This is a genomic window from Sphingopyxis chilensis, assembly GCF_035930445.1.
In the GTDB taxonomy this organism is placed as follows: Bacteria; Pseudomonadota; Alphaproteobacteria; order Sphingomonadales; family Sphingomonadaceae; genus Sphingopyxis; species Sphingopyxis chilensis.
The window spans coordinates 1,848,835-1,874,165 of the sequence record NZ_CP142394.1; the positions used below are offsets into that span (position 1 = coordinate 1,848,835).

Genomic DNA, 25,331 nt, shown 5'->3' on the forward strand with positions numbered 1-25,331 from the left:
GTTTGGAATGGGAAGGAGACGCGTGATGCACAAGAGCATGATATTGGCGAGCACCGCCGCATTGGTGCTGCTGGCCGGTTGCGAAAAGGCCGAGGCTCCGGCGCCCGCCGAGCCGACGACCACCGAAGAGGTGCCGGTCGAGACGATGCCGAGCGAGACCGCCGGCACCGGCAACGCCGCCACCGCGCCCCACCGCTTCGCGAGCTGGGCCGGCAAATGGACCGGGGTGGAGGGCATGTACGTCACCATCGCGACCGCAGCGCCCGAGAAATATAAGCTCGAGATGCAGTCGGACCTCGATACCAAGGGCACGTATGAAGGCTGGGACAGCGAGCATGGCATCAAGTTCAAGCGCGGCGACGAAGAGCTGTCGCTGCGCCGGGGTAACGGCGGCGATACCGGCCTCAAATATCTCGCGGGCAAGAAGGAATGCCTGATCGTCAAGGAAGGCGAAGGCTACTGCCGCGATTGATCTGAACCGCCCGTCATTGCCGCCGTGGCGGGAATGACGGGAGTTTTTTGCTCCTGTCGCCGATTTGTCACCGAACCGTCGCGGGAATGGCACCTCTCCCTGCCATGCGCGGCCCCGGATCCCTCAGTTCCGGAGTCGCATTACATGGCCAGCCAGCCCAATCGCAAGATCGCCGCCGCCGTCGTGCGAGAGGATGCCGAGCAGAAGCAGCGCCTGCTCGACCGCGCCTTTGCGCTCGCGTTCAAGGGCCTTGTTTATGCCCAGATATGGGAAGATCCGGTGGTCGATATGGAGGCGCTTGCGATCGAGCCGGGCAACCGGATCGCAACGATTGCGAGCGGTGGTTGCAATGTCTTTTCCTATCTCACCGCCGATCCTGCCGAGATCGTCGCGGTCGATCTCAACACCGCGCATGTCGCGCTGAATAATTTGAAGCGCGTCGCCATTCAGCGGCTCCCTGACTATCTCAGCTTCCGCCGCTTTTTTGCCGACGCCGACAGCAGCGCAAACGTCGCCGACTATCGCGCGTTCGTCCGGCCCTATCTGGACGAGACCAGCCGCCGCTATTGGGAGGGCCGCGACCTCGCGGGGCGCCGCCGTATCAACGGCTTCGCGCATGGGCTCTACAAGCGCGGGCTGCTCGGAAATTTCATCGGCCTCGCGCATCTGGTGGCGCGGATGCACCGCATCGACCCGAGACAGTTTCTGCAGGCGAAGACGGTCGCGGAACAGCGTGCGATCTTCGAAGCCAAATTCGCGCCCTTTTTCGACAGGAAGTTCATCCGCTGGGTCACCGATCAGCGGTCGTCGCTCTTCGGGCTCGGTATCCCGCCCGCGCAATATGACGCGCTCGCCGGCGGCAGGCCGATGGCGGACGTCCTGCGCGCGCGGCTCGAAAAGCTCGCGTGCGACTTCCCGCTCGACGAGAATTATTTCGCCTGGCAGGCGTTCGGGCGCGGATATGGGAAGGGCGTCACGATGCCGCTGCCGCCCTATCTGCAGGCGGCGAATTATGCCGCGGTGAAGGCGCGCGCCGAACGCGTGACGATGCTGCACGCGAACATGACCGACATGCTTGCCGCCGCCGATGCGGCCAGTTTCGATCGCTATGTCTTTCTCGACGCGCAGGACTGGATGAGCGACGCGCAGCTTGCCGCGCTGTGGACCGAGGTGACGCGCACCGCGCGGCCCGGCGCGCGCGTCCTTTTCCGTACCGCCGCCGAGCCGAGCCTGCTGCCGGGACGGCTTCCCGAGGATTTGCTCAGCCGCTGGGTTTATCGCGAGCAAGCGTCGCGCGACTATACGCGTCGCGATCGGTCGGCGATTTATGGCGGGGTCCATCTTTATGTCCTGAAGGATTGAGGCATGCGCCGGGGGGAGGGGCATGCGGCGCTGATGGACGGCGTCTATCGGGGACAGCGTCATATCTATGATCTGACCCGCAAATATTATCTGCTCGGCCGCGACCGGTTGATCGACGAGTTGACACCGCCGGTGGGCGGGCGGGTGCTGGAAATCGGCTGTGGAACCGGGCGCAACCTGATCGCGGCTGCCCGTTGCTGGCCGGGCGCGCGCTTCCACGGCATCGATATTTCGGAGGAGATGCTGAAAACCGCGCGCGCCTCGATCGCGCGCGCCGGCCTTGCCAAAAGGATCAGCGTGGCAAGGGGTGATGCAACGGATTTCGATCCCAACACGCTGTTCGGGATCGACGGGTTCGACCGGATATTCCAAAGCTATACACTGTCGATGATTCCCGACTGGCAGGGCGCGATGCGCGAAGCGATGCGCCACTTGTCCGCCCATGGCTCGCTTCACATCGTCGATTTCGGCCAGCAGGAGCAGTTGCCCGGCTGGTGGCGCGCCGCGCTGCTCGGCTGGCTCGCCCGCTTTCATGTCGAACCGCGCGCGATGCTGATCGAAGGCGCACGCGAAATCGCGAATGATATCGGGGGGCGAATGTCGGTGACGCGCCTCTATCGCGGCTATGCTTGGTCGCTCAGGATCGACCGACGACCGCGCTAGACAGCATTTTCCATGACTGGATGGTCAGGACGCCGGACGCGTCGCGCTGAACGAAAAGTCGACGTCGACCCCGGCGGCGATCGCGTCGGTTGCCGCCCATTCGCCCTGGCCGACGCCGAATGCCGTGCGGTCGATCCGCGCGGTCCCGGCGACACGCGCCCGGTCGCCGTCGATGCGCAGCGTAAAGCGAACCGTCGCGGGCTTGCTGATGCCGCGCAGGTCGAGCGTGCCGCGCGCTTCATAGCGGTCGCCGCCGCGGTGGCGGATGTCGCGCGCCGTGAAGACAGCATTTGGGTGGGCCGAAATGTTGAAGAAGTCGCTGCCTTTCAGCGAATCGTCGCGCTGCCCGTCGCCGGTATCGGCCGAGGCAAGGTCGACGGTGACGCGAATGGTCGATTTGGCGAGCTGGGCGGGGCTGAAGCGGATGGCGGCGCGCCAGCGACCGAAGGCGCCGTCCACCGCTTCGCCGTTCCAGTGCGCGGTGAAGCCGAGCCGGCCACCGGACGCGACCGTCCAGTCGGCGAGCGGCTGGCCGGTGTCTTCGGGTTCGGCCTTTTCGCTTTCGGTGGTTTCGGTCGCTATCGCTTGTGCTTCGGGCCGAGGTGAGGCCGCAGGTGCCCTCGGAGCCGGCGCTGCGGGCGCCGCGGTTTCGGCTTTCACCACCCGACGATCCTTGCTGGGGTAGATCATATTGCCGCCCGCAAAGGCCGCGGCGACGAGCGCCAGCGCGCCGATCGCGGCTCCAGCAGCTTTCCCGCGCGCGAAAGGGATCATTCGCTGGAGTTCGGGCTTGCCGAGCAACCATTGGTGACGAAGCGCGCCCGCGATATGGAGCAGGAACAGGCCGATCGCGAGCCACGCCATCGCGCCGTGGATCGATTCGGCTGGTTCGTGCCAGCTCCGGCCAACGGGCAGGTGCGGCCAGGGGATGATGCCATAAAGCAGCGTCGGCACCTGAACGCGCGCGGTAGAAACGAGCAGCCATCCCGTGATCGGACCGAGGATCATCACGAGGTAGAAAAGCCAGTGTACCGTACTGGCGAGCGCGCGCGTCCATGCCGGGCCGTCGGAGGCGGGCGGGCGCGATGTGAACAGGCGAACCGCAAGGCGGGCGAGGCTGAGCAGCAGGATGGTGATGCCGACCGATTTGTGGAGCTGGTAGCGCGCAAACAATTCGGGGCTGTTGTTCCCTTCGAGCGCCCAGCCAAGCGCGATCTGGAACGCCAGCAACAGCGCGATGAGCCAGTGAAGCGTGATCGCGGTATAGCTATAACGCTGTGTTGGCATGACAATCTTTCACGGTCGGGGAGGGGATTCGGGGGAACCCTATCGAGTCACGCGGATATTGTCGAAGGGTGCCTAATCGTCGAAACCTACGAACCGCACCGCCTCGTCGACGCCCTTGCGGTTCGACACCACCGCATTGGCGGGGAAATCGGCATCGGGCCAGCCCATTGCGACGCAGATCATGATGACCTGATCGTCGGGGATGCGGGCATGTTCGCGGACGACGGGGCTTTGCATGATACCCTGGCTGTTGATGACGCAGCCGAGCCCGCGCGACCAGGCGGCGTTGACGAGCGCATTGGTGACGGCGCCGCAATCGAAGGGCGCGATGTCGCTCCCGAGCAGCACGCGGTCATAGGTCACGACGATGCTGACGGGTGCGTCGAACTGGCGGAAACCGCGCAGCACCCAATCCTGGCGCGCGTCCTTGTCGTCGCGCGCGATGCCCATCGCGCCGAAAAGCTGTTTGGCGATCTCGATCTGGCGGGCACGATGGTCGTCGGCGATGCCATCGAAGCGGCGGAACTCGCGGCTGTCGGGCTTGCCCGCAAGGATTCCTTCGGTGTTGCCGTGGCGGATCGCCGCGAGCGGATCGCCGGTGACGACCGAGAAATTCCAGCACTGATTGTTGAACGACGAGGGCGCGCGCATCGCTACCTCGAGGATTTCGGCAATTACCGCTTTCGGAACGGGCTTGTCGAGGAAGCCGCGGATCGAGCGGCGTCCGACGACGACCTCGTCATAACCGGATGCGGTCGTCACGCAGCCTTCTGGAGCTGCAGTTCGAGCCGATCCCAGATTTCGACAAGCGCGTCGGTCAACTCGCGCATCATCGCTTCGTCATGCGCCGGACCCGGCGTGAAGCGCAGGCGTTCGGTACCGCGCGGCACGGTCGGGAAATTGATCGGCTGCACATAGACGCCATATTCGGCGAGCAAAATGTCGCTGATCTTTTTCGCGCGCACCGGGTCGCCGACCATCAGCGGGACGATATGCGTCGTCGAATCCATCACCGGCAGGCCCGCATCGCGGAAGCTCTGCTTGAGATAGGCGGCGGCCGCCTGCTGCGCCTCGCGCTCGACGCCCGACGATTTCAGGTGGCGTACGCTGGCGAGCACGCCCGCAACGAGCACCGGCGACAGGCTGGTCGTGAAGATGAAGCCCGGCGCGTAAGAACGGATCACGTCGATGATATTCTTGTCGGCGGCGATATAGCCGCCCATCACACCGAACGCCTTGCCGAGCGTGCCTTCGATGATGGTGACGCGGTGCGCCGCCTCGTCGCGGTCGGTGATACCGCCGCCGCGCGGTCCGTACATGCCGACGGCGTGAACTTCGTCGCAATAGGTGAGCGCGTTGTATTTTTCGGCGAGGTCGCAGATCGCGTGGATCGGGGCGACGTCGCCGTCCATCGAATAAACGCTCTCGAACGCGATCAGCTTCGCCGCTTCGGGATCGTCCTCGGCCATCAGCTCTTCGAGGTGGGCGAGGTCGTTGTGGCGCCACACGCGCTTTTCGCAGCCCGAATTGCGGATGCCCGCGATCATCGAGGCATGGTTGAGTTCGTCCGAATAGATGATGCAGTTCGGCAGCAGCTTGCCGAGCGTGCCGAGCGTCGCCTCGTTCGAAATATAGCCCGAGGTGAAGAGCAGGGCGCCTTCCTTGCCGTGCAGGTCGGCGAGTTCGGCTTCGAGGTCGATGTGATAATGGGTGTTGCCGCCAATGTTGCGCGTGCCGCCCGAACCGGCGCCGACGTCGTGCAGCGCCTCTTCCATCGCGGAGACGACCTTGGGATGCTGGCCCATCGCCAGATAGTCATTCGAGCACCACACCGTGATCGGTTTCGGCCCGTTGTGACCCGCGAAGCAGCGCGCATTGGGAAAAGACCCGCGGTTGCGCAGGATGTCGATGAAGACGCGGTAGCGCCCCTCTTCGTGCAACCGGTCGATGGCGCGTGCGAAAATATCGTTATAGTTCACGTCTCAGCCCCGCAGTCAGGTGCCAATTCAGGCCATTGGGCCGCTCCCTCCGGCGGCTATTAACATGCGGGCCAATAACGCCGAAAAGCGCCAAAGGCCAGTGCGAACGATTCGCAGCATTGGGACAAATTGTCCTATCAGATCGTCTCGATCGATCCGATACCATAGGGCGCGAGCGCGACGAGCGGTGGCGGTGGACGATCGTCGCTGCGCGTGAAGACCGCGATTCCGGGCGCAGGAGCATCGGGCCATTGTTGCCCTTCGGTCAGGCAGGCGATCCGCCGCGCGATGCCTGCCGCGCCGTCGATCAGGCGAACGGCGGGACCCGCCGCGGCCTGCAATTCGTCGCGCAGCAGCGGGAAGTGCGTGCAGGCGAGGACGATGACGTCCATGGCATCGCCGCCGGGCTGGTCGCGCAGGCCCGCAATCGCGCGCGCAATCACCTCGGGATCGATCGCCTCGCCGCGCAGCCTGGCTTCGGCGCCGGTGACGAGCCCGGGGCTGCCGTGGCGCAGTACGATCTTTCCAGCGGCGAAGCAGGCGCTCAGATCGTCGACATAGGGCTGGCGAACCGTCGCCTCGGTGCCGAGTACGCCGATGACGCCGCTCCGCGTCAACTCGGCGGCCGGCTTGATCGCGGGCACGGTGCCGACGATCGGCAGGTCGAGCGCGGCGCGGACGTGTGAAAGGGCGATCGTTGAGGCTGTGTTGCACGCGATCACCGCAAGCCGTGGCTGATAGCGCTCGACCAGACGGCCGAGCAGCGCGGGCACCCGCGCCGCAAGTTCCTCGTCGCTTTTCTTGCCGTAAGGCAGGCCGGCATAGTCGGCGGCATAAACGATCGGTGCGGTCGGCAGCAGCGCGCGCGTTGGCCCGAGTACGGTGAGACCGCCGAGGCCGCTGTCGAAAAAGAGGATGGGAGCGTCGGCGGCGGGAAGCATGTCCCGCGCCTAGCAGCGCGGCCCTCGCCGCTCAATGGGCGAGCTATCGATCCATTTTGGGAGCGATCGGGTTCGAATCCGTTGATTGCTTTCGCCAACGGCGGCACATAGGCCGAAACGGAGCGGGGTTTTCATGACGATATTCTTGCTGGCCGCCTTCGGCTATTTGCTCGGCTCGATTCCTTTCGGGGTCATCCTGACGCGCCTTTTCGGTGAGGGCGACCTGCGCCAGATCGGGTCGGGCAATATCGGCGCGACCAATGTGCTGCGTACCGGACGCAAGGAGCTGGCGGCGGCGACCTTGATCCTCGACGGCGCGAAAGGCGCGGTTGCCGTGCTGCTCGCGCGGCATTTCGTTCCGGAACTCGGCGAACATGCCGCGATGATCGCCGGCGCCGCGGCGATGATCGGGCATTGCTATCCTGTATGGCTGCAATTCCGCGGCGGGAAAGGCGTGGCGACGCTGCTGGGGCTGGCGCTGGCGCTCGCCTGGCCCATCGGGTTGGTGTTCGCGGTCGTATGGCTCGGCACGGTCTTGCTTTTGCGCATCTCGTCGCTCGGCGGGATGCTGGGGGCGGTGTCGGCACCGGTCGCTGCGCTGGCGTTCGGCTATCCGGTATATGCGATCGGGCTAGCGGGGCTCGCGGTGGTCGTGCTGTGGCGGCACCGCGAGAATATTGCGCGGCTGCGCGCCGGGACCGAACCGCGCGTCGGCGCCAGCAAGGAGCATGTGTGACCCACGCCGAGCGGCTGGCGCGGCTGCGGCTGATCCGAACGCCGCATGTCGGACCTGTCAGCTGGCACCAGCTCATGTCGCGCTTCGGGTCGGGCGTGGCGGCGCTCGAGGCGTTGCCCGACCTTGTCCTGCGCGGTGGAGCGGGCAAGGCGCGCATTGCGGCCCCCGAGGTCGCCGAGCGCGAAATCGAACGTGTGGCGGGCTTGGGCGCTCGCCATGTTTTCAGCGACGAGGACGAATATTCGCCAATGCTGCGCGAGGTCGAGGGCGCGCCGCCAGCCGTGATCGTGCGCGGCGACACGGCCATGCTCCGGCGACCATGCGTCGCGATCGTCGGTGCGCGCAATGCATCGGCGATTGCGTGCCGTTTCGCACGCCAGCTCGCAGCCGATCTTGCCACGCGCGACGTCACGGTGGTCAGCGGGCTGGCGCGCGGGGTCGATACCGCCGCGCACATCGGCGCGCTTGGCGGCGCGACGGCGGGGGTGATCGCGAGCGGCATCGACATCGCCTTTCCGCCTGAAAATGCCGCGCTTCAGGAAAAGATCGCGAGCGACCAGCTGCTCATCGCCGAACAGCCGCCGGGCGCGGAGCCGCTCGCGCGTCATTTTCCCGCGCGCAACCGGATCATCGCAGGCATCGCCCACGGGACCGTGGTGATCGAGGCGGCGCCGAAATCGGGGTCGCTGATCACGGCTCGGCGCGCCGGCGATTACGGACGCGAGGTGATGGCGGTGCCGGGCTCTCCGCTCGATCCGCGCGCGCAGGGCTGCAACCTGTTGATCCGGGAAGGCGCGACTTTGATCCAGACAGTCGACGACGTGATCGAAGCGGTCGGACCGATCGACGCGCGGATGGTCCGCGAGCCGGTGCAGCGCTTCACGCCGGCCGCCGCACCGGCGGACGCGGGAGAGGGCGAGCGCCGGTCGCTGATCGACCTGCTCGGCCCGACGCCGGTCGCGGTAGACGAATTGGTGCGACAATCGGGGCAGGATGCCTCGACGGTGCAACTCGTGCTGCTCGAACTCGAACTCGCGGGCCGCGTCGAGCGTCATGCCGGGGCGAAGATCTCGCTCGTGTGACAGCCGCCGCCGCACCAGGCCATCCAACGTCTCGTCGCGGTTCAGCCACGGTTCAGCGGCCGAGCCACAGGCTTGTGATGTTGTATCACATGCGGGGAGATTGTGGATGCGAAGCCGGTTCCTGACAGGCGTCACGATGTTTGCCATGCTGGCCTCCGCGCCGGCACCGATCCCCCTCGCGATGGCCCAGTCGCGGCCTGCACCCGATCAAGGTTTCTGTCGCAACGCCGCTCCCTTGCCGCAGCTCGCTCCCGAGGAGCGGCCGCAACAGCAGCAGCACGCCAGCCTCCACAAGACGCGGGGCAGCGCGGAGCGCGACCGCGAGGAGGCGATGCCGGTCGAAGCCGCTCCGCCGTCACCTCCTCCTCCTCCTCCTCCTCCTCCTCCTCCTCCGATGGCACCGCCGCCTTCGTCCTATTCCGGCGATTCCGCCGATGTCGCGGTGAGCGGGTCGCGAGCAGTACCCGGCGATGCCTCGGTCGAAGCACTGCCGCCGCCGCCCGCTTCGGCCGTGCCGGAGTCATCCTCGGACTTTTCGCGCGTCGTCCCGGCAATCGTGCCTCCGCGTCCCTATCCGCAGCCGCAGCCGCAGCCGCAATCGGGCATTTTGACCGCGGGCGAACATGACGATCTGCTCAACCCCGAACTTTATGCGGCCTACGTCAACCGCAGCGGCGATCTGGGGCAGGAGGTGCGGAACCTGCCGCGCGTCGATACGACCCGCGTGGTCACCGTAAAGGTCAATGACCGCAGCGGCCAGCCGATCGCCTTCGCCGACGTCACCGTGACGTGCAGCGACGGCAACAGCATCACGATGGCGACGCAGGCCGACGGGAGCGCGGTCTTCTTTCCCGGGCTAGACCGGTTGAGCGAACGGATCACGGTTTCGGCGCGGAAGGCCGGCCGCGCGATCGCGAACGCCCGGCCCGTGCTCGTCTCCGACGCTCCCGGAGGCCAGCTCGTTGGCCTGACCGCAAATCAAACGGCGTCGAAAGTGACGAAGCTCGACTTGATGCTCGTCGTCGACACGACGGGCAGCATGGGCGACGAGATCCGCTATCTGCAGGCCGAGCTCCGCTCGATCATCGGCGCGATTACCGCAAAGCATCGCGATCTCGACATCCGCATCGGGTTCGTTTTCTATCGTGACCTCGGCGACGAATATGTGACGCGCACCATCGCATTCGACCGCGATATCGGGCGCGTGCAGGGCGCGCTGGCGCGGCAGAACGCCAACGGAGGTGGGGACTATCCAGAGGCGATGGACCAGGCGATGATCCGCGCGGTCGGTCAGGACTGGCGCCCCGATGCGGTGAAGTCCCTGCTGCTCGTCGCCGACGCGCCGCCACACGACGACAAGTTCGGGCGAACATGGCAAGCCGCCGAGGCGGCACGCGCCAAGCGCATCCACGTCACGCCGGTTGCTGCCTCGGGTGTCGCCGACAAGGCAGAATATGCGATGCGCGCGATGGCGGCGGCGACCCAGTCGCGATACCTGTTCCTGACCGACGACAGCGGCGTCGGCAATCCACACGCGCCGCCGGCGATCGACTGCTATCTCGTGACCAAACTCGACGCGCTCGTCCGCCGTGTGATCGATAGCCAGATCAGCGGCCGCCGCATCGAGCCCGACGATCAGGAAATCATCCGCAGCGTCGGCAAATATGACGCCGGCAAATGCATCCTGCCCGCCGATTTCAAATGGCAGGACGGGTAGAAAATCCCGCTTGACGGAATCAAGCTATCCCCGCCACCCTCGCGCGTACATGTGAGAGCCGGTGACGGGGATAGTTTTGAATGCAATTGGTAATTGTTGAATCGCCCGCCAAGGCGAAGACGATCGAGAAGTATCTCGGTCGCGATTTCAAGGTTTTGGCATCCTATGGTCACGTTCGCGATCTGCCGCCGAAGGACGGCTCGGTCGATCCCGACGACGGCTTTGCGATGCAGTGGCAGCTGTATCCCGACAAGGCGAAGCGGCTGAAGGAAATTTCGGACGCGGCGAAGGGCGCCGACCGCCTGATCCTGGCGACCGACCCTGATCGCGAGGGCGAAGCGATCAGCTGGCATGTGCAGGAATTGCTGCGAAGCAAGAAGGCGCTGCCCGCATCGGTCGACCGCGTAACCTTCAACGCGATCACCAAGCAGGCGGTGACCGACGCGATGGCGCACCCGCGCGCGCTCGACGACGATCTGATCGACGCCTATCGCGCGCGTCGGGCACTTGACTATCTCGTCGGTTTCACCCTGTCGCCAGTGCTGTGGCGCAAGCTGCCCGGTGCGAAATCGGCGGGACGCGTCCAGTCGGTCGCGCTGCGCCTGGTGGTCGAGCGCGAGCGCGAAATCGAGGCCTTTGTTGCGCAGCAATATTGGTCGGTGACGGGCTTGTTCGAGATGGGCGGGACGCCGTTCAAGGCGCGACTTTCCCGTTGGAAGGGCGACAAGATCGAGCGGCTGACGATCACCAACGAAGCCGACGCGCGCGCCGCCGAAGCCGATGTGAACGCGGGCCATTTCACCGTCGACACGGTTGAGACCAAGCCGCTGACGCGCAACCCGCCGCCGCCCTTCACGACGTCGACCTTGCAGCAGGAAGCGGCGCGCAAGCTCGGCTTTTCGGCCAGCCACACGATGCGGATCGCGCAGGCGCTCTATGAAGATGGCGCGATCACCTATATGCGGACCGACGGCGTCCAGATGGACCACAGCGCGATCAGTGCTGCCCGCAAAGCCATCGCGACGCGCTACGACGGCGGCTACGTCCCCGACCAGCCGCGGCAATATCAGACCAAGGCGAAGAATGCGCAGGAAGCGCATGAGGCGATCCGTCCGACCGATTTCAGCAAGGACAAGGCGGGAAGCGGCGACCATGCGCGGCTTTACGAACTGATCTGGAAGCGCGCGCTCGCGAGCCAGATGGCATCGGCGCGGCTCGAACGCACCAGCGTCGACCTTTCCGACGGCACCGGCAAGACAGTGCTGCGCGCGACGGGGCAGGTGGTGAAATTCCCCGGCTTCCTCGCACTTTATGACGAGGGCCGCGACGATAGCGCGGACGACGACGACGCGCGCTTGCTGCCCGCGATGGCAAAGGGCGATGCTCCCGCGAAGACCGGCGTCGAGGTCGAAAGCCATGAGACGCAGCCGCCGCCGCGCTATTCGGAAGCAAGCCTCGTCAAGAAGATGGAGGAGCTCGGCATCGGGCGTCCGTCGACCTATGCGTCGATCCTGCAAGTGCTGAAGGACCGCGCCTATGTGACGGTCGAAAAGAACCGCTTCATCCCCGAGGAGAGCGGACGGCTGCTGACGGCGTTCCTCGAACGCTTTTTCGAACGCTATGTCGGTTACGACTTCACCGCGGGCCTCGAGGAAGAGCTCGACGACGTCTCGGGCGGCCGTGCGCAGTGGCAGGCGGTGCTCGAACGTTTCTGGCGCGACTTCAAGCCGCGCACCGGCGAGGTGATGGAGCAGAAACCGTCGGAGATTACCGCGGCGCTCGACGAGTTCCTCGGCCCCTATCTCTTCCCCGACAAGGGTGACGGTAGCGATCCCCGGATCTGCCCCAATTGCGGCACCGGCAAGCTGGCGCTGCGTGGCGGCAAGTTCGGGCCGTTTATCGCGTGCAGCAATTATCCCGACTGCAAATATACACGCAAGTTCGCGCAGCCCGGCGGAAGCGACGGGGCTGACACCGGGCCCGAAACGATGGGCAATGATCCGGAATCGGGGCTGGAAGTGACGAAGCGCAGCGGACGCTTCGGGCCGTATATCCAGCTCGGCGACGGCAAGGAGGCGAAGCGTTCGTCGATCCCCAAGGACATTCCGGGGGAGGATTTCGATCTTGATTATGCGCTGCGGCTTTTGAGCCTGCCGCGCGAGGTCGGCGTGCATCCCGAAAGCGGCAAGCCGATCATGGCGGGGCTGGGGCGCTATGGTCCTTATCTGCTCCACGACGGCAAATATGCGAAGCTGACGGGCACCGCCGAAATCTTCGACATCGGCATGAACGCCGCAGTCGTCCGCATTGCCGAAGCTGCGGCAGGCGGCGGGCGCGGGCGGACCAAGGCCGAACCGCTCAACACCTTTGGCCCGCACCCGACGAGCGGCGGTGAGATGAAGCTGATGGAGGGGCGCTTCGGCCCCTATGTGACCGACGGCACGACCAACGCGACCTTGCCCAAGACCGCCGACCCCGCGACACTGACGCTCGAAGAGGCGATCGCGCTGATCGATGCGCGCGCGGCAAAGGGGCCTGCGAAGGGCAAGAAGAAGGCGGCGCCGAAGAAAAAGGCGCCCGCGAAGAAAGCTGCGGCGAAGAAGGCGCCTGCCAAGAAGGCGGCCGAGTGAAATTCCTTCGTCATTCCCGCGAAAGCGGGAGTGACGAGGGTTAGAGCGGCTTAACGCTCGGCGTTTCCGAAGGCGTGAAGCCGTGTTATCTTGGCGCATCGGGGAGACTTGTCCATGCGCCACCTGCTTGCCGCCGTCCTGCTCGTCATCCTGTCGGCGCTTTCGTTCCCCGCGGCCGCCCAGCCGTCGCAATATCTGATCTCGGCCGCTCCGATGCAGGACACGCCACCGGGCGTGCAGGCATGGCGCGTGCAATATTGGACGAGCAATGGGAGCGGCCAGCGCTTTGCCGTCACCGGCATCGTCGCCGCGCCGATGGAGGCGATCCCGCCGCGCCCGCGCCGCGTCATCGCCTGGACGCACGGCGCATGGGGTGTCGCCGAAAAATGCGCACCCTCGATCAGCCCGAATTTCTTTGCCGCGACGGCGGGCATTGATGCGGTGCTACGCGGATATGTGGTCGTCGCGCCCGATTATATCGGCCTTGCGAGCCCGACGATGCATCCGTTTCTCGTCGGCCCGGACACCGCGCAGTCGGTTCTGGACGGGTTGCGTGCTGCGCGCGAAATTCCCGGTGCGGCTGCCGGCAGCGACTTTGCGGTCTGGGGTGAATCGCAGGGCGGTCATGCGGCGCTTTGGACCGCAATGGCCGCGCGTTCCTACGCCCCCGACTTGCGGCTGATAGCAACCGCGGCGGCTGCCCCGCCGACCGATCTCGCCGCCAATTTGCGCGAGGGCAGTGACAAAAACGCGCGCGCGCTGCTCTTGTCCCTCGCGCTCCACAGCTGGTCGACGCTATACGGATTTTCGCTCGATTCGATCGCCAACCGCACGAACCAGGGCATTATTCACCGGCTCGCCGAGAATAATTGCGTGAGCTTCGACAAGAAGCCGAAGCTCGGTACGATCCTCGGAATCCTCACCATCGCCCGCGCGACCAAAAATAGGGATATCGCGAAGATCGAGCCTTTCGGCTCCTTCGCGCGCGCCAACAGTGTCGATCCTGCGCGTGTGCCGGGTCCGCTGCTGATCGCACAGAGCCGCAACGACACGATCGTCGCGCCCACGGTCACGCGCAAGTTCGCGAAGGCCGTGTGCAGGCTCGGCACGCCGCTGCGCTGGATCGACATGACGGGCGATCATGGCGCGAGCGCGAAAGAGAGCGCGCAGGAAACGATCGGCTGGATCACCTCGCGCTTCGACGGCAACCCGCCGCCGAATGATTGCCGGCGGATTTAGTCGACCCAATCAAGCCCCATGTCGCGATAAACGCTGCGGTCTTCATCCCAGTTCGCCTTGACCTTGACATGCAGGAACAGGTGGACCTTGCGACCAAGCAGTTCGGCCAGTTCGGCGCGCGCCTTGCTGCCGATTTCCTTGATCCGCTCGCCCTTGTGGCCAAGGATGATCGCGCGCTGGTTGTCGCGCGCGACGAGGATCTGCTGGTGGATTTCGGCGCTGCCGTCGGGGCGCGTCGTGAATTTTTCGGTCTCGACGGTTGATTGATACGGCAGTTCCTCGTGGAGCTGGCGATAAAGCTGCTCGCGCGTGATCTCTGCGGCGAGCATGCGTTCGGGTGCGTCGCTGACCTCGTCCTCGGGGAAGTGCCAGTGCCCCTCGGGCATCAGTTTCGCGAGGTGCGCCTTGAGTTCGGGAACGCCGTCGCCGGTGCTCGCCGAGATGAAGAAGGTTTCGTCGAAGGCGACGCGCTCGTTGAGCTGCGTCGCGATCGTCAGCAGCTTGTCCTTCTTGGTCAGATCGACCTTGTTGAGGACGAGAAACTTCTTCTCGGGCCGCCCCTCGATGCCCTGCAATACGCGCTCGGCACGTTCCCCGAGCTTCGCTGCTGCATCGATCATCACGAGGATCGCCTCGGCCTGGTCGAGGCTGTTCCACGCGGCGGCAACCATTGCGCGGTCGAGTCTGCGGGTGGGGGCGAAAATGCCCGGCGTGTCGATCAGGATGATCTGCGTCTCGCCGTCCATCGCAACGCCCATCAGCCGGGTGCGCGTCGTCTGCGCCTTGGGACTGACGATCGCCACTTTCTGCCCGACGAGCGCGTTGACGATCGTCGATTTGCCCGCGTTGGGCGCGCCGACGACGGCGACAAATCCGCAACGATGGGTCATATTTTCATTCCTTCGAGTTCGGCGAGCAGAGCTGCCGCCGCAGCCTTTTCGGCCGCCTGTTTCGATGCGCCCTCGGCCTCTGCCCGGGCCAGTTTTCCGACGCTGACCGCGACGCGAAAGCGCGGGGCATGGTCGGGGCCTTCGCGCGCGACTATTTCATATTCGGGCGGGCGGCGTTTTCGCGCGAGCGCCCATTCCTGCAGCGCCGCTTTGGGGTGTTTGGGCGCCGCCTGCTGCCCGGCGATCATCTCGTTCCAATGCGCCAGGATGAACGCGCGAGCGCCCTCCATCCCCTGATCGAGATAGAGCGCACCGATCAGCGCCTCGATCGCGTCGGCGGCAATATTGTCGCTGTAGCGCCCACCGTCGTTGCGCGCCTGCGCGCCGAAACGGATCAGCGCCGTCAGGTCGAGCTTGTGCGCGATAGCGGCGCAGGTCGCACCCGAGGCGAGCACATGCAGGCGCGACGACATCTCGCCTTCGCTGGCGGAGGGAAAGCGCGTGTAGAGTTCGGACGCGATGACGAGCCCGAGCACCCGGTCGCCAAGAAATTCGAGCCGCTGATAATCGGCGCGCCCGGTGCTGCCGTGCGTCAGAGCCAGGTCGTAAAGCGCCGGGTCGTCCGGGCTGCAGCCGATGATCCCGGCGAGCGCCCCGGTATCGAGTGGGTCGCTCAAAAACCTTCCCCGATTCGTCCCCAGCGCGCGGCGGTGAACCAGCTGATCGGGTTGATCCAGCTTGCCGACCCGTCGGTCGAGAACATCCCGACCAGCGCGTGGCCGACCAGATTTTCCTCGGGGACGAGGCCGATGCCCTGATTTTCCATCGCGGGGAAACGGCTGTCGGCGCTGCGATCGCGGTTGTCGCCCATCAGGAACAGATGCCCCTCGGGCACGACGACGAGCGGGGTATCGTCTTCCGGGATCGTCGTGATGTCGAGGATCGCGTAGCTCTTGCCGCTGGGCAGCGTTTCCTTGAACTGCTTGTAGCGGCACTGGCGTTGGCCGTCGGCGGCAAGCTCTTCGAACTCGGGCGCGTAACAGGGCAGGGTGCCCGTCGCGCGCGAGGCCTCGATCATGTTGGGGGTCACCGGGATGACGAAATCGGACATCGCCTCGCGCTGAAGCGGCTTGCCGTTCAGCCACACGATGCCGCCCCTCACTTGCACGCTGTCGCCCGGCAGGCCGATCACGCGCTTGATATAGTCGTTGTCGTTGACCGGCGGCGCCTTGAACACGACGACATCGCCGCGCTCGGGCGTGCGGGGAAATATCCGCCCGGGGATCAGCGGCGCGCTGAATGGCAGGCTGTATTTCGAATAGCCATAGGCCATCTTGTTCACGAGCAGATAATCGCCGATCAGGAGGCGCGGCTGCATCGATTCCGACGGGATATTGAAGGGCGACAGGAAAAAGCTGCGGAAAATCAGCACCGCGATCGCGAGTAGCGCGAGGAAGCGGACGGTATCGACCGCCTCTTCCTTGGCGGACACCGGCGCGGGAGTCGGGGCTGGCGGCGTGGACCCGGTCGGGGGCGTCATATCGGCGGTAAAGCTGGCGTTGGTCATGCTGCGGCATTGGCGATGAATAGGTTGCCACGTCAAGCGATTATCGGCGGACGCCACTGGCGCCATGCGGGTAGCGGGCCTAGAGAAGGGCCGACATCTCACCACCGTTCGCATCGAGCGAAGCCGAGATGCCCATCGGCGTGGCGTCACGCTCGGGGTGTCTCGACTTCGCTCGATGCGAACGGAAAACCAAGGAAGATTCCATGACGACCGCATCCGACGCCTGGCAGGCTCTTTCCGACTGGCAGCCGCAGAAGCTGACCGACCTGATCGCTGCCGATCCGCAGGCGCGGCTGCAGGCGCTGGTCCGAAACGTCGCCGATATCCGTTTTGATTTCGCCAAGACACACCTCGACAGCGCCGCGATTGCGACCCTGTCCGCCCTCGCCGAAGCCCAGGATTTCGCGGGTCGCCGCAAGACGCTCTTTTCCGGCGGCATCGCCAATCCGACCGAAGGCCGTGCGGCCGAGCATAGCGCCGAGCGCGGCGACGGCGCACCGGAATCGGTGCATGCCGCGCAGGCGCTGCACCAGCGGATGCGGATGATGATCGACGCGATCGAGGCCGGCGCGTTCGGCGAGATCCGCCATTTGCTGCACATCGGAATCGGCGGATCGGCGCTCGGCCCCGACCTGCTCATCGACGCGCTCGGCCGGCACAGCAACCGCTATGACGTCGCGGTCGTGTCGAACGTCGATGGCGCCGCGCTCGACGAAGCCTTCGCCAAATTCAGCCCCGAACATACGCTCGTCGCCGTGGCGTCGAAGACCTTCACCACGACCGAGACGCTGCTCAACGCCAATTCGGCGCTGCAATGGCTCGACGAGGCCGGGGTCGAGGATCCCGTCGGCCGCTTCATCGCGCTGACCGCGAAGCCCGAGCGCGCGATGGAATGGGGCATCGACGAAACGCGCATCCTGCCATTCAACGAGACCGTCGGCGGCCGCTATTCGCTCTGGTCGTCGATCGGCTTCCCGGCGGCCCTCGCGCTCGGCTGGGACGCCTTCGCCGATTTGCTCGAAGGCGCGGCCGAGATGGACCGCCATTTCCGCTTGGCCGACGGCGCCGACAATATCTGCCTGCTCGCCGCCTTTGCCGACCAGGTCTATGCCAACCGTCTCGGCTGCCAGACGCGCGCAGTCTTTGCCTATGACGAGCGGCTGCGCTTGCTTCCAAGCTATCTGCAACAACTCGAAATGGAATCGAACGGCAAGTCGGTAAGCTTTGAAGGCGAGCCGGTCGATCAGCAGACGGCGCCGATCACCTGGGGCGGCGTCGGCACCGATGCGCAGCATGCGGTGTTCCAGCTGCTCCATCAGGGCACGCACCTGACGCCGGTCGAGTTCGTCGTCGCGCGCGAGCCCGACCATCTGCTCGACGATGCGCATCACGAAACGCTCGTCGCCAATTGCATCGCGCAGGGCGCGGCGCTGATGACGGGCCGCGCGAGCGAGGATGGCGCGCGCAACTATCCGGGCGACCGTCCCTCAACGACGATCCTGCTTGACCAGGTGACACCGCGCAGCCTCGGCGCGCTGATCGCATTCTACGAACATCGCGTGTTCGCCAATGCCGTGCTGCTCGGTATCAACCCGTTCGACCAGTTCGGCGTAGAGTTGGGCAAGGAGATGGCGAAGGGCCTTGCCGAAGGTACCGTCGAGTTCGACGCTGCGACACAGGCGCTGATGCAGGCCGCGCTCGGCGATTGAGCCGTTCACCGCTGACACTGAGCGCAAATTTCGATTGGCAAGCCGCGCCCGTGTAACCACATAGGCGCCGGACGCGAATGCCTGCCTGTCCAATTCAGGGGTAATCCATGAGCGATTTCGACTATGATCTTTTCGTCATCGGCGCCGGTTCGGGCGGCGTCCGCGCTTCGCGCATCGCGGCGTCGCACGGCGCGCGCGTCGCGGTTGCGGAGGAGTATCGGGTCGGCGGCACCTGTGTCATCCGCGGCTGCGTGCCCAAGAAATTGCTCGTTTACGGCGCGCATTTTGCAGAGGACCTAAAGGACGCGCGCAAGTTCGGCTGGGACGTTCCCGACTGCAAGTTCGATTGGAACGTGCTGCGCGACAATGTGCTTGCCGAGGTCGACCGGCTCGAGGGTCTCTATGGTCAGACGCTCGACAACCATAAAGTCACCGTCTTCAAGACCCGCGCGACCGTTATCGGCCCGCAGAAGGTGCGGCTGGCGGACGGGACCGAACTCTCCGCCGAACGCATCCTGATCGCAACCGGCGGCTGGCCGCACATTCCGGAATTTCCGGGCAGCGAACATGCGATCACTTCCAATGAGGTTTTCCACCTCGAAACCTTGCCGAAGCGCGTCGTGATCGCCGGTGGCGGCTATATCGCAAATGAATTTGCGGGTATCTTTAACGAATTCGGCAGCAAGGTGACGATCGTCAACCGCGGCGACACGATCCTGCGCGGTTATGACGAGCAGATCCGCGACCGGCTGCTCCAGATCTCGATGACCAAGGGCATCGAATTCAAGTTCAACGCGCCGTTCCAGTCGATCGAGAAGAAGGACGACGGATCGCTGATTGCCCACCTCGAAGGCTGCGACCCGATCCCGGCCGATGCGGTGCTCGTCGCCGCCGGCCGTACGCCCAACACGAAGGGCATCGGACTCGATGACGTCGGCGTCGAACTCGACGACCATGGCGCGATCAAGGTCGACGAAACAAACCAGTCGTCGGTGCCGAGCATCTATGCCGTTGGCGACGTCACCAACCGCATCCAGCTCACCCCCGTCGCGATCCGCGAAGGCCAGGCCTTTGCCGACAGCATGTTCGGCGGCAAGCCGACGGTGGTCGACTATGCCAATGTCCCGAGCGCGGTGTTCAGCCACCCGCCGATCGGCGCCGTCGGCATGACCGAGGCCGAGGCGCGCAACAAGCTGGGCTCGATCCGCGTCTACACGAGCGATTTCCGCGCGATGAAAAATGTCCTCGCAGGTCGCAACGAACGCGCGCTCTACAAGATGATCGTCAACGCCGCCACCGATCAGGTCGTGGGCCTGCATATGATCGGCCCTGACGCGCCGGAAATCCTGCAGGCGGCGGCGATCGCGGTGAAGGCGGGTCTGACCAAGGCCGATTTCGACAACACCGTCGCGCTGCATCCGAGCATGGCGGAGGAACTCGTGCTGCTCAAATAATCCTGCTACCTTCCGCGCTCAGATCGCGAGGAGGGTCGCATGACGGGCACGGCATTGGTTACCGGCGGCAGCGGCTATATCGCGGGCTTCCTCATCCGGCAGCTGCTCGACAATGGCTGGAGCGTCCACACGACGGTGCGCAGCCTGAAGCGCGAGGCCGAGGTGCGCGGCTGGCTGAGCGTCGACAACGACCGGCTGAAATTCTTTGCCGCCGACCTGGAGCATGACGCGGGCTGGGCCGAGAGCATCGCCGGATGCACTCATGTCGCGCATGTCGCGTCGCCCTTTCCGTTGGGCGTTCCCAAACATGCCGACGAGATCGTCGTCCCGGCGCGGGAGGGTGCCTTGCGCGCGCTGCGCTTTGCGCGGGCGGCGGGGATCAGGCGTTTCGTCCTGACATCGTCGATGGCGGCGGTTGCCTATGGCCATGGTAAAAGCCGCGAACTCTATAGCGAGGCGGACTGGACCAATCTCGATAATCCCGAAGTCATGCCTTATCCGCGCTCGAAGACCGTCGCCGAGCGTGCGGCGCGCGACTGGGTGAAGGCCGAGGGTGACGATATGGAATTCGCCTCGGTCAATCCTGCCGCGGTGTTCGGGCCGTTGCTCTCCGACGATCTTTCGACCTCGATCGAGCTCGTGAAGCAGCTTCTCGAGGGCAAGGTGCCGATGTGTCCCGACATCGGTTTCGGGATCATCGACGTGCGCGATGTCGCCGACCTGCATTACCGCGCGCTGACCGCGCCGGACATCAAGGACGAACGCTTTGTCTGCTCGGGGCCGTTCCTGAAGATGATCGACGTCGCGAACATCCTGAAGGCGAACCTCCGCGACAAGGCGAAGAAGGTGCCGGCGCGCAGGATGCCCGACTGGCTACTCAAGCTGTTCGCGCTGGTGCGGCCCGAACTCAAGCAACTCGTTGCCGAACTCGGCAATGTCCGTGGTGGCGACAGTAGCCATGCGATGACCACGCTCGGCTGGACGATGCGTCCGCCCGACGAAGCGATCCTCGCGACCGCGCACAGCCTGATCGAGCGGGGGATCGTGAAGGTCTAACCGATCCGGTAGGGAACGACGTCGCGCCGGTCGGGATCGACGAGGATCGGGCGGTCACTAGGCGGAAAGGCGCGCTGGTCGCAATCGTCGCGCGGGCAGATGCGGCACGACAGACCGATCCGTGTCGCGGCTTGCGGCGCGGCGACATCGACCCCGTCGGCATAGACGAAATCGCCCGCATATTGCGCCTCGCACCCCAGCGCGACGGCGTAGCGGCGCGGTGAGCGGGCGTAGCTGCCGGACGGCTTCACCAGTCCCTTCGCCATCGACACGTAGCGCAGGCCGTCGGGCGTCTCGGCGAGCTGGAACAGGATGCGGTCGGGGATCGCCGCGGCTTCATGGACGATCCACAGCGGGCAGGCGCCGCCGAAGCGCGCGAACTGCAGCCGCGTTGCGCTATGCCGCTTGGTGATGTTTCCCGCCATGTCGACGCGGCAGAAGAACATCGGGATACCGCGCGCGCCGGGACGCTGGAGCGTCGAGAGGCGGTGGCACGCCTGTTCGAAGCTGACGCCATATTCGAGCCGGAGCCGGTCGATGTCGTGCCGCACTGCGCGCGCGCTCGCGCGGAAGGGGGCATAGGGCATCAGCACCGCGCCCGCCGCATAATTGGCGAGGCCCACGTGGAGGAGCTGGCGTGCAGCGGCGGTCCGCAGCGGACTGGCCTCGACGACCGCCGCGATCTCGTTCGCCAGCGCGAGCGCGGCGAGCTGGTGCGCGAGCTGGAAGCGGCGGCTTTCGGGGGGCTGCGACGGGTCGATCACCAGATGTCTCATCGTCGCGTCGAAATCGCGCAAGGCCTGCGTCTGCTGGTAGACGATCGAGATGCCGAGCGCGTCGCGCAGGCGCCGCTCGATCGTCTCGATCGCGGGCGACGGGTCTTTGCCGCGCAGTTGTGCCGCCAGCGCTTCGGCGGCGCGGTCGAGGCGATCGACATAATTGCCCGCATCGTGGAACCAATCGCGCACCTCTTCCCACGGCAGGCGGCTACCCTCGGCGGTTCCGCCGGTCAGGGCCTCGTCGATGATCTGGAGCCGCTGCCCCGCGCGACGATAGGCCGCGTGCAATGCGACGAACTGGTCGGCGAGCTGCGGCTGCTGGAGCGCGGCGCGTTCGAGTTGTTCGGGAGGCAGGGGCGCGGCGGCGAACAGCGGGTCGGCCGCGGCTTCGCGCAGCGCGCCGGCGCGGCGGTCGCCGGCGTCGTGCGCCACCTCTTCCCATTCGAGGGGGAAGAGGCGTTGCAGCCGTTCGAGCAGCGCGGGGGTCAGCGGACGGTCGTCATGCTCGATCTGGCTGAGGTAGGAGGTGGAGATGTCAAGCGTTTCGGCGAAATCCGCCTGCTTGATGCCGCGATCATTGCGGAGTTGGCGCAGGCGAGCCCCGGCGAAGATGCGTTGTCGAACCATCGAACTGAAGTCCCTACTTTGCAAACTATCACTTTGCAATTTTGCAAATTCACATTTGCCTCGCTGCCGCCAAACGGGCAGGGGAGCCTATCACATTTCTCCGGAGAGCCGCATGTCCGCCAATATCGCCGAAATGGAACGCCGCCGCGCCGCCGCTGCTTTGGGCGGCGGGCAGAAGCGCATCGACGCGCAGCACGCCAAGGGCAAGCTGACCGCGCGCGAACGGCTCGACGTCTTGCTCGACGAAGGCTCGTTCGAGGAGCTCGACACCTATGTCGAGCATGACTGCGTCGATTTCGGGATGCAGGATCAGAAGGTCCCCGGCGACGGCGTCGTCACCGGGTCGGGGACGATCAATGGCCGCCTCGTCTATGTTTTCAGCCAGGATTTCACGGTGTTCGGTGGATCGCTGTCGAAACGCCATGCCGAGAAGATCTGCAAGGTGATGGACAAGGCGATGCTCGTCGGCGCGCCGGTCATCGGTCTCAACGACAGCGGCGGCGCGCGCATCCAGGAGGGCGTCGCAAGCCTCGGCGGTTATGCCGACGTGTTCCAGAAGAATGTGCTGGCATCGGGCGTCGTGCCGCAGATCAGCCTGATCATGGGCCCCTGCGCGGGCGGCGCGGTTTACAGCCCGGCGATGACCGACTTCATCTTCATGGTGAAGGACTCGTCGTACATGTTCGTTACCGGTCCCGACGTGGTGAAGACGGTAACCAACGAGGTGGTGACGCAGGAAGAACTGGGCGGCGCGATCACCCACACGACCAAAAGCTCGGTCGCCGACCTCGCGTTCGAAAATGATATCGAGGCGCTGCTCGCGGCGCGCGATTTCTTCGATTATCTGCCCGAAAGCAACCGCGCCGGGGTTCCCACGCGCCCGACGAGCGACCCGTTCGACCGCGCCGAGATGAGCCTCGACACGTTGATCCCGCCCAATGCGAACCAGCCCTACGACATGCACGAACTGATCCGCAAAACGGTCGACGAGGGCGATTTCTTCGAAGTGCAGCCGGCGCATGCCGCGAACATCATCTGCGGCTTCGGACGTATTGAAGGTCGCACGATCGGCATCGTCGCGAACCAGCCTTTGGTGCTCGCGGGGGTGCTCGACATCAACTCGTCGAAAAAGGCGGCGCGCTTCGTGCGTTTCTGTGATGCCTTCGAAATCCCGATCATCACCTTCGTCGACGTCCCCGGCTTCCTGCCCGGCACCGCGCAGGAATATAACGGCATCATCAAGCATGGCGCGAAGCTGCTGTTCGCCTATGCCGAGGCGACGGTGCCGAAGATCACGGTGATCACGCGCAAGGCTTATGGCGGCGCCTATGACGTGATGGCGTCAAAGCATCTGCGCGGCGACCTGAACTATGCCTGGCCGACCGCCGAGATCGCGGTGATGGGTGCGAAGGGCGCGGTCGAGATCATCTTCCGCAGCGACATCGGCGACCCCGAAAAGATCGCGCAGCGCACCAAGGAATATGAAGACCGCTTTGCCAACCCGTTTGTGGCGGCATCGCGGGGGTATATCGACGAGGTTATTCATCCGCATAATACGCGCAAGCGGATTGCGCTGGGGCTGCGGAAGCTCAGGAACAAGCAACTCGAAAACCCGTGGAAGAAGCACGACAATATTCCGCTCTGATCGCGAGGCGCACGGATATTGTCCGTGTGTGTGACGTTCGACACATGAGAATCACGGGCTGGAGGCAAGGGCGGGAGGCGGTTAAAACATGGCCGCCATGTCCTTGATTCCGAAAGAGGTTTGAAGATGCGTAAATTCCTTCCAGCTGCTCTGATGGTTCCCGCCCTGCTGGCTTCGCCGGCGGCGTTTGCGTTCGACCCCGACACGCCCGTGGGCGAGCCGAAACCCGCTTTCCCGGTGACGCTGGACAGCGAAGAGAACACGACGATCGGCCTCGCGTTCCAGACCGCCTTCGGCCTTGGCAAGGACGCTAAACCGACGGCGACGCGCGAGATCGACGGGCGCAGCTACCAGTTCCGCCCCGCTGCCATCCATCTGCTCCCGAACAATGTCGGCGTGCTGCTGAGCCTCGGCAGCCTCGAAGAAGCGGGGCACAGCGAAGGCGGAATCAACGCGATCCATTATCTGCAGGGTGGCCCGTCGGGCTGGCAGCGCACGGGCGAATGGCTGAACCTCGGATCGATCGGGTCGGTCGGCAATGCCGCAACCGCATGGGGCTTCAGCGATGCGTTGGGCAAGAACCCCTATCTCGTCACGTCAGGCGGCGGCGTGTGGCAGGGCTGCGCGATCAGCAGCGCGACGCTGACCGAGCTGGCGCCGGGCGGCCCCGTCGATCGCGCAAGCTTCATGGACAGCATGAGCTCGGGCGCCGGTCTGAACCAGAAGGAGCAGGGCTTCGACGGACAGATCACCGCGGCCGTTCCGGACAAGAGCTTCACCGTGACCTACACCGGCACGCGCGCCATCAAGCAGCAATATCTGTTGAAGAACGGCAAATACGAACTGGTCGGCAAGGACCAGATTCCGGGGTGCTGAGGAGAATGACATGAAACTAGGCCGCCTCAACCATATCGGCGTTGCGACGCCGTCGATCGCCGGCAGCATTGTCTTTTACCGCGACGTGATGGGCGCGACAAAGATCCATGAGCCGTTCGACCTGCCCGAGCAGGGGGTGAAGGTGTGTTTTGTCGATACGCCGGGTGCCGATGGCGCGCTGAACGGGACGCAGATTGAGCTAGTCGAGCCGCTGCCCGGCAATAGCTCGATCGCGGGTTTCCTCGCGAAGAACCCGGCGGGCGGCCAGCATCATATGTGTTACGAAGTCCCCGACATTCATGCCGCGAGGGCCGAGTTCGAGGCGCTGGGAAAACGCGTGCTCGGCGAGCCGCGGATCGGGGCGCATGGGACGCTGATCTTCTTCCTCCACCCCAAGGACATGGGCGGGGTGCTGACCGAGATTATGGAGACGCCGAAGGGGCATTGAGCCGCTTACCCGCCTCTCCCGTCGGGAGAGGGTTGCATAGCCTTGGCAGCTTGCTGCCTATGCGAAGCTGGGTGAGGGTAGAGCGACGTTTGAGGACGTGCCAACCCTCACCAACTCCGCCTAGGCCTGCGGCCAAGGCTTCGTATCCTCTCCCGGTGGGAGAGGAAGTTTG

The 25,331-nt window shown here is 65.1% G+C and carries 22 protein-coding genes; 14 read left to right on the top strand and 8 right to left on the bottom strand.

Translation table 11 applies throughout. The annotated features are described in order from the left end of the window. Window positions 1–25: 25 nt before the first annotated feature. From VSX79_RS08330 to VSX79_RS08340, 3 genes are all read left to right on the top strand, one after another. Window positions 26–472 (top strand): hypothetical protein, encoded by a 447-nt coding sequence (locus VSX79_RS08330; protein ID WP_179496381.1) that lies wholly within the window; start codon window positions 26–28, stop codon window positions 470–472. A gap of 144 nt (window positions 473–616) precedes the next feature. Beyond that, complete coding sequence (locus tag VSX79_RS08335) at window positions 617–1,834, top strand: DUF3419 family protein (RefSeq protein ID WP_179496379.1); 1,218 nt, start codon at window positions 617–619, stop codon at window positions 1,832–1,834. A 3-nt stretch (window positions 1,835–1,837) separates the two neighbouring features. Then, window positions 1,838–2,497, top strand: coding sequence for a class I SAM-dependent methyltransferase (locus VSX79_RS08340; RefSeq protein ID WP_179496377.1), 660 nt, complete (start codon window positions 1,838–1,840; stop codon window positions 2,495–2,497). A 24-nt stretch (window positions 2,498–2,521) separates the two neighbouring features. Here VSX79_RS08340 and VSX79_RS08345 read toward each other — a convergent pair whose 3' ends face one another. The 4 genes from VSX79_RS08345 to murI all read right to left on the bottom strand — a co-directional run bounded on the left by VSX79_RS08345 (window position 2,522) and on the right by murI (window position 6,704). Then, window positions 2,522–3,784 carry a YceI family protein gene (locus VSX79_RS08345; RefSeq protein WP_326915147.1) on the bottom strand — a complete coding sequence of 421 codons (1,263 nt, stop codon included), beginning with the start codon at window positions 3,782–3,784 and terminating at the stop codon, window positions 2,522–2,524. A gap of 72 nt (window positions 3,785–3,856) precedes the next feature. After that, complete coding sequence (locus tag VSX79_RS08350; protein ID WP_326915148.1) at window positions 3,857–4,546, bottom strand: nitroreductase; 690 nt, start codon at window positions 4,544–4,546, stop codon at window positions 3,857–3,859. Next, window positions 4,543–5,763, bottom strand: coding sequence for a 5-aminolevulinate synthase (gene hemA / locus VSX79_RS08355; protein ID WP_326915149.1), 1,221 nt, complete (start codon window positions 5,761–5,763; stop codon window positions 4,543–4,545). Before hemA ends, VSX79_RS08350 begins: the two co-directional genes overlap by 4 nt. Window positions 5,764–5,900: 137 nt before the next feature. Next, the gene (gene murI / locus VSX79_RS08360; protein WP_326915150.1) at window positions 5,901–6,704 is read right to left on the bottom strand and encodes a glutamate racemase; all 804 of its coding nucleotides are present in this window, start codon (window positions 6,702–6,704) and stop codon (window positions 5,901–5,903) included. A gap of 133 nt (window positions 6,705–6,837) precedes the next feature. On the opposite strand from murI, the gene plsY reads away from it, so the two are divergent. From plsY to VSX79_RS08385, 5 genes are all read left to right on the top strand, one after another. Then, the gene (gene plsY / locus VSX79_RS08365) at window positions 6,838–7,440 is read left to right on the top strand and encodes a glycerol-3-phosphate 1-O-acyltransferase PlsY (RefSeq protein WP_326915151.1); all 603 of its coding nucleotides are present in this window, start codon (window positions 6,838–6,840) and stop codon (window positions 7,438–7,440) included. Continuing rightward, window positions 7,437–8,522, top strand: a complete 1,086-nt coding sequence (gene dprA / locus VSX79_RS08370) for a DNA-processing protein DprA (protein WP_326915152.1) — start codon at window positions 7,437–7,439, stop codon at window positions 8,520–8,522. Before plsY ends, dprA begins: the two co-directional genes overlap by 4 nt. A 106-nt stretch (window positions 8,523–8,628) precedes the next feature. Then, window positions 8,629–10,239, top strand: coding sequence for a VWA domain-containing protein (locus VSX79_RS08375; RefSeq protein ID WP_326915153.1), 1,611 nt, complete (start codon window positions 8,629–8,631; stop codon window positions 10,237–10,239). Window positions 10,240–10,319: 80 nt separating this feature from the next. Further along, the gene (topA, locus tag VSX79_RS08380) at window positions 10,320–12,869 is read left to right on the top strand and encodes a type I DNA topoisomerase (protein ID WP_326915154.1); all 2,550 of its coding nucleotides are present in this window, start codon (window positions 10,320–10,322) and stop codon (window positions 12,867–12,869) included. Between the two features lie 114 nt (window positions 12,870–12,983). Beyond that, the gene (locus VSX79_RS08385; protein ID WP_326915155.1) at window positions 12,984–14,108 is read left to right on the top strand and encodes a lipase family protein; all 1,125 of its coding nucleotides are present in this window, start codon (window positions 12,984–12,986) and stop codon (window positions 14,106–14,108) included. Here the strand turns inward: VSX79_RS08385 and era are convergent. The 3 genes from era to lepB are packed head-to-tail and all read right to left on the bottom strand — an operon-like array spanning window position 14,105 to window position 16,490. Then, window positions 14,105–14,998, bottom strand: coding sequence for a GTPase Era (era, locus tag VSX79_RS08390; RefSeq protein WP_179496359.1), 894 nt, complete (start codon window positions 14,996–14,998; stop codon window positions 14,105–14,107). The genes VSX79_RS08385 and era overlap by 4 nt on opposite strands. Further along, window positions 14,995–15,675, bottom strand: a complete 681-nt coding sequence (gene rnc, locus VSX79_RS08395) for a ribonuclease III (protein WP_179496357.1) — start codon at window positions 15,673–15,675, stop codon at window positions 14,995–14,997. Before rnc ends, era begins: the two co-directional genes overlap by 4 nt. Continuing rightward, complete coding sequence (gene lepB, locus VSX79_RS08400) at window positions 15,672–16,490, bottom strand: signal peptidase I (protein WP_179497406.1); 819 nt, start codon at window positions 16,488–16,490, stop codon at window positions 15,672–15,674. The genes rnc and lepB overlap by 4 nt, the downstream gene beginning before the upstream one ends. A 278-nt stretch (window positions 16,491–16,768) precedes the next feature. Between lepB and pgi the strand changes: the two genes are divergently transcribed. From pgi to VSX79_RS08415, 3 genes are all read left to right on the top strand, one after another. Next, a complete protein-coding gene (gene pgi / locus VSX79_RS08405) occupies window positions 16,769–18,274 on the top strand; it encodes a glucose-6-phosphate isomerase (RefSeq protein WP_326915156.1) in 1,506 nt (501 codons plus the stop codon). Window positions 18,275–18,381: 107 nt separating this feature from the next. Then, entirely contained in the window at window positions 18,382–19,728 is a 1,347-nt protein-coding gene (gor, locus tag VSX79_RS08410; RefSeq protein WP_179496353.1) for a glutathione-disulfide reductase, read from the top strand. A 39-nt stretch (window positions 19,729–19,767) separates the two neighbouring features. Beyond that, window positions 19,768–20,784, top strand: coding sequence for an SDR family oxidoreductase (locus tag VSX79_RS08415; RefSeq protein ID WP_326915157.1), 1,017 nt, complete (start codon window positions 19,768–19,770; stop codon window positions 20,782–20,784). Here VSX79_RS08415 and VSX79_RS08420 read toward each other — a convergent pair. Next, window positions 20,781–22,190, bottom strand: a complete 1,410-nt coding sequence (locus VSX79_RS08420) for a helix-turn-helix domain-containing protein (protein ID WP_326915158.1) — start codon at window positions 22,188–22,190, stop codon at window positions 20,781–20,783. The two genes, VSX79_RS08415 and VSX79_RS08420, sit on opposite strands and share 4 nt — an antisense overlap. 112 nt (window positions 22,191–22,302) lie before the next feature. Here VSX79_RS08420 and VSX79_RS08425 point away from each other — a divergent pair, with 112 nt between their 5' ends. The 3 genes from VSX79_RS08425 to mce all read left to right on the top strand — a co-directional run bounded on the left by VSX79_RS08425 (window position 22,303) and on the right by mce (window position 25,159). Continuing rightward, window positions 22,303–23,835, top strand: a complete 1,533-nt coding sequence (locus VSX79_RS08425) for an acyl-CoA carboxylase subunit beta (RefSeq protein WP_326915159.1) — start codon at window positions 22,303–22,305, stop codon at window positions 23,833–23,835. Between the two features lie 126 nt (window positions 23,836–23,961). Then, window positions 23,962–24,711, top strand: coding sequence for a hypothetical protein (locus VSX79_RS08430; RefSeq protein WP_326915160.1), 750 nt, complete (start codon window positions 23,962–23,964; stop codon window positions 24,709–24,711). A gap of 10 nt (window positions 24,712–24,721) precedes the next feature. Beyond that, window positions 24,722–25,159, top strand: a complete 438-nt coding sequence (gene mce, locus VSX79_RS08435) for a methylmalonyl-CoA epimerase (RefSeq protein WP_179496343.1) — start codon at window positions 24,722–24,724, stop codon at window positions 25,157–25,159. Window positions 25,160–25,331: the final 172 nt, after the last annotated feature.

What these genes read in the sequence shown, in the direction of transcription:
- VSX79_RS08330 (WP_179496381.1), top strand. Translation starts at nt 26, where the DNA reads ATGCACAAGAGCATGATATTGGCGAGCACCGCCGCATTGGTGCTGCTG.
- VSX79_RS08335 (WP_179496379.1), top strand. Translation starts at nt 617, where the DNA reads ATGGCCAGCCAGCCCAATCGCAAGATCGCCGCCGCCGTCGTGCGAGAG.
- VSX79_RS08340 (WP_179496377.1), top strand. Translation starts at nt 1,838, where the DNA reads ATGCGCCGGGGGGAGGGGCATGCGGCGCTGATGGACGGCGTCTATCGG.
- VSX79_RS08345 (WP_326915147.1), bottom strand. Translation starts at nt 3,784, where the DNA reads ATGCCAACACAGCGTTATAGCTATACCGCGATCACGCTTCACTGGCTC.
- murI (WP_326915150.1), bottom strand. Translation starts at nt 6,704, where the DNA reads ATGCTTCCCGCCGCCGACGCTCCCATCCTCTTTTTCGACAGCGGCCTC.
- plsY (WP_326915151.1), top strand. Translation starts at nt 6,838, where the DNA reads ATGACGATATTCTTGCTGGCCGCCTTCGGCTATTTGCTCGGCTCGATT.
- VSX79_RS08375 (WP_326915153.1), top strand. Translation starts at nt 8,629, where the DNA reads ATGCGAAGCCGGTTCCTGACAGGCGTCACGATGTTTGCCATGCTGGCC.
- topA (WP_326915154.1), top strand. Translation starts at nt 10,320, where the DNA reads ATGCAATTGGTAATTGTTGAATCGCCCGCCAAGGCGAAGACGATCGAG.
- VSX79_RS08385 (WP_326915155.1), top strand. Translation starts at nt 12,984, where the DNA reads ATGCGCCACCTGCTTGCCGCCGTCCTGCTCGTCATCCTGTCGGCGCTT.
- era (WP_179496359.1), bottom strand. Translation starts at nt 14,998, where the DNA reads ATGACCCATCGTTGCGGATTTGTCGCCGTCGTCGGCGCGCCCAACGCG.
- pgi (WP_326915156.1), top strand. Translation starts at nt 16,769, where the DNA reads ATGACGACCGCATCCGACGCCTGGCAGGCTCTTTCCGACTGGCAGCCG.
- gor (WP_179496353.1), top strand. Translation starts at nt 18,382, where the DNA reads ATGAGCGATTTCGACTATGATCTTTTCGTCATCGGCGCCGGTTCGGGC.
- VSX79_RS08415 (WP_326915157.1), top strand. Translation starts at nt 19,768, where the DNA reads ATGACGGGCACGGCATTGGTTACCGGCGGCAGCGGCTATATCGCGGGC.
- VSX79_RS08420 (WP_326915158.1), bottom strand. Translation starts at nt 22,190, where the DNA reads ATGGTTCGACAACGCATCTTCGCCGGGGCTCGCCTGCGCCAACTCCGC.
- VSX79_RS08425 (WP_326915159.1), top strand. Translation starts at nt 22,303, where the DNA reads ATGTCCGCCAATATCGCCGAAATGGAACGCCGCCGCGCCGCCGCTGCT.
- VSX79_RS08430 (WP_326915160.1), top strand. Translation starts at nt 23,962, where the DNA reads ATGCGTAAATTCCTTCCAGCTGCTCTGATGGTTCCCGCCCTGCTGGCT.
- mce (WP_179496343.1), top strand. Translation starts at nt 24,722, where the DNA reads ATGAAACTAGGCCGCCTCAACCATATCGGCGTTGCGACGCCGTCGATC.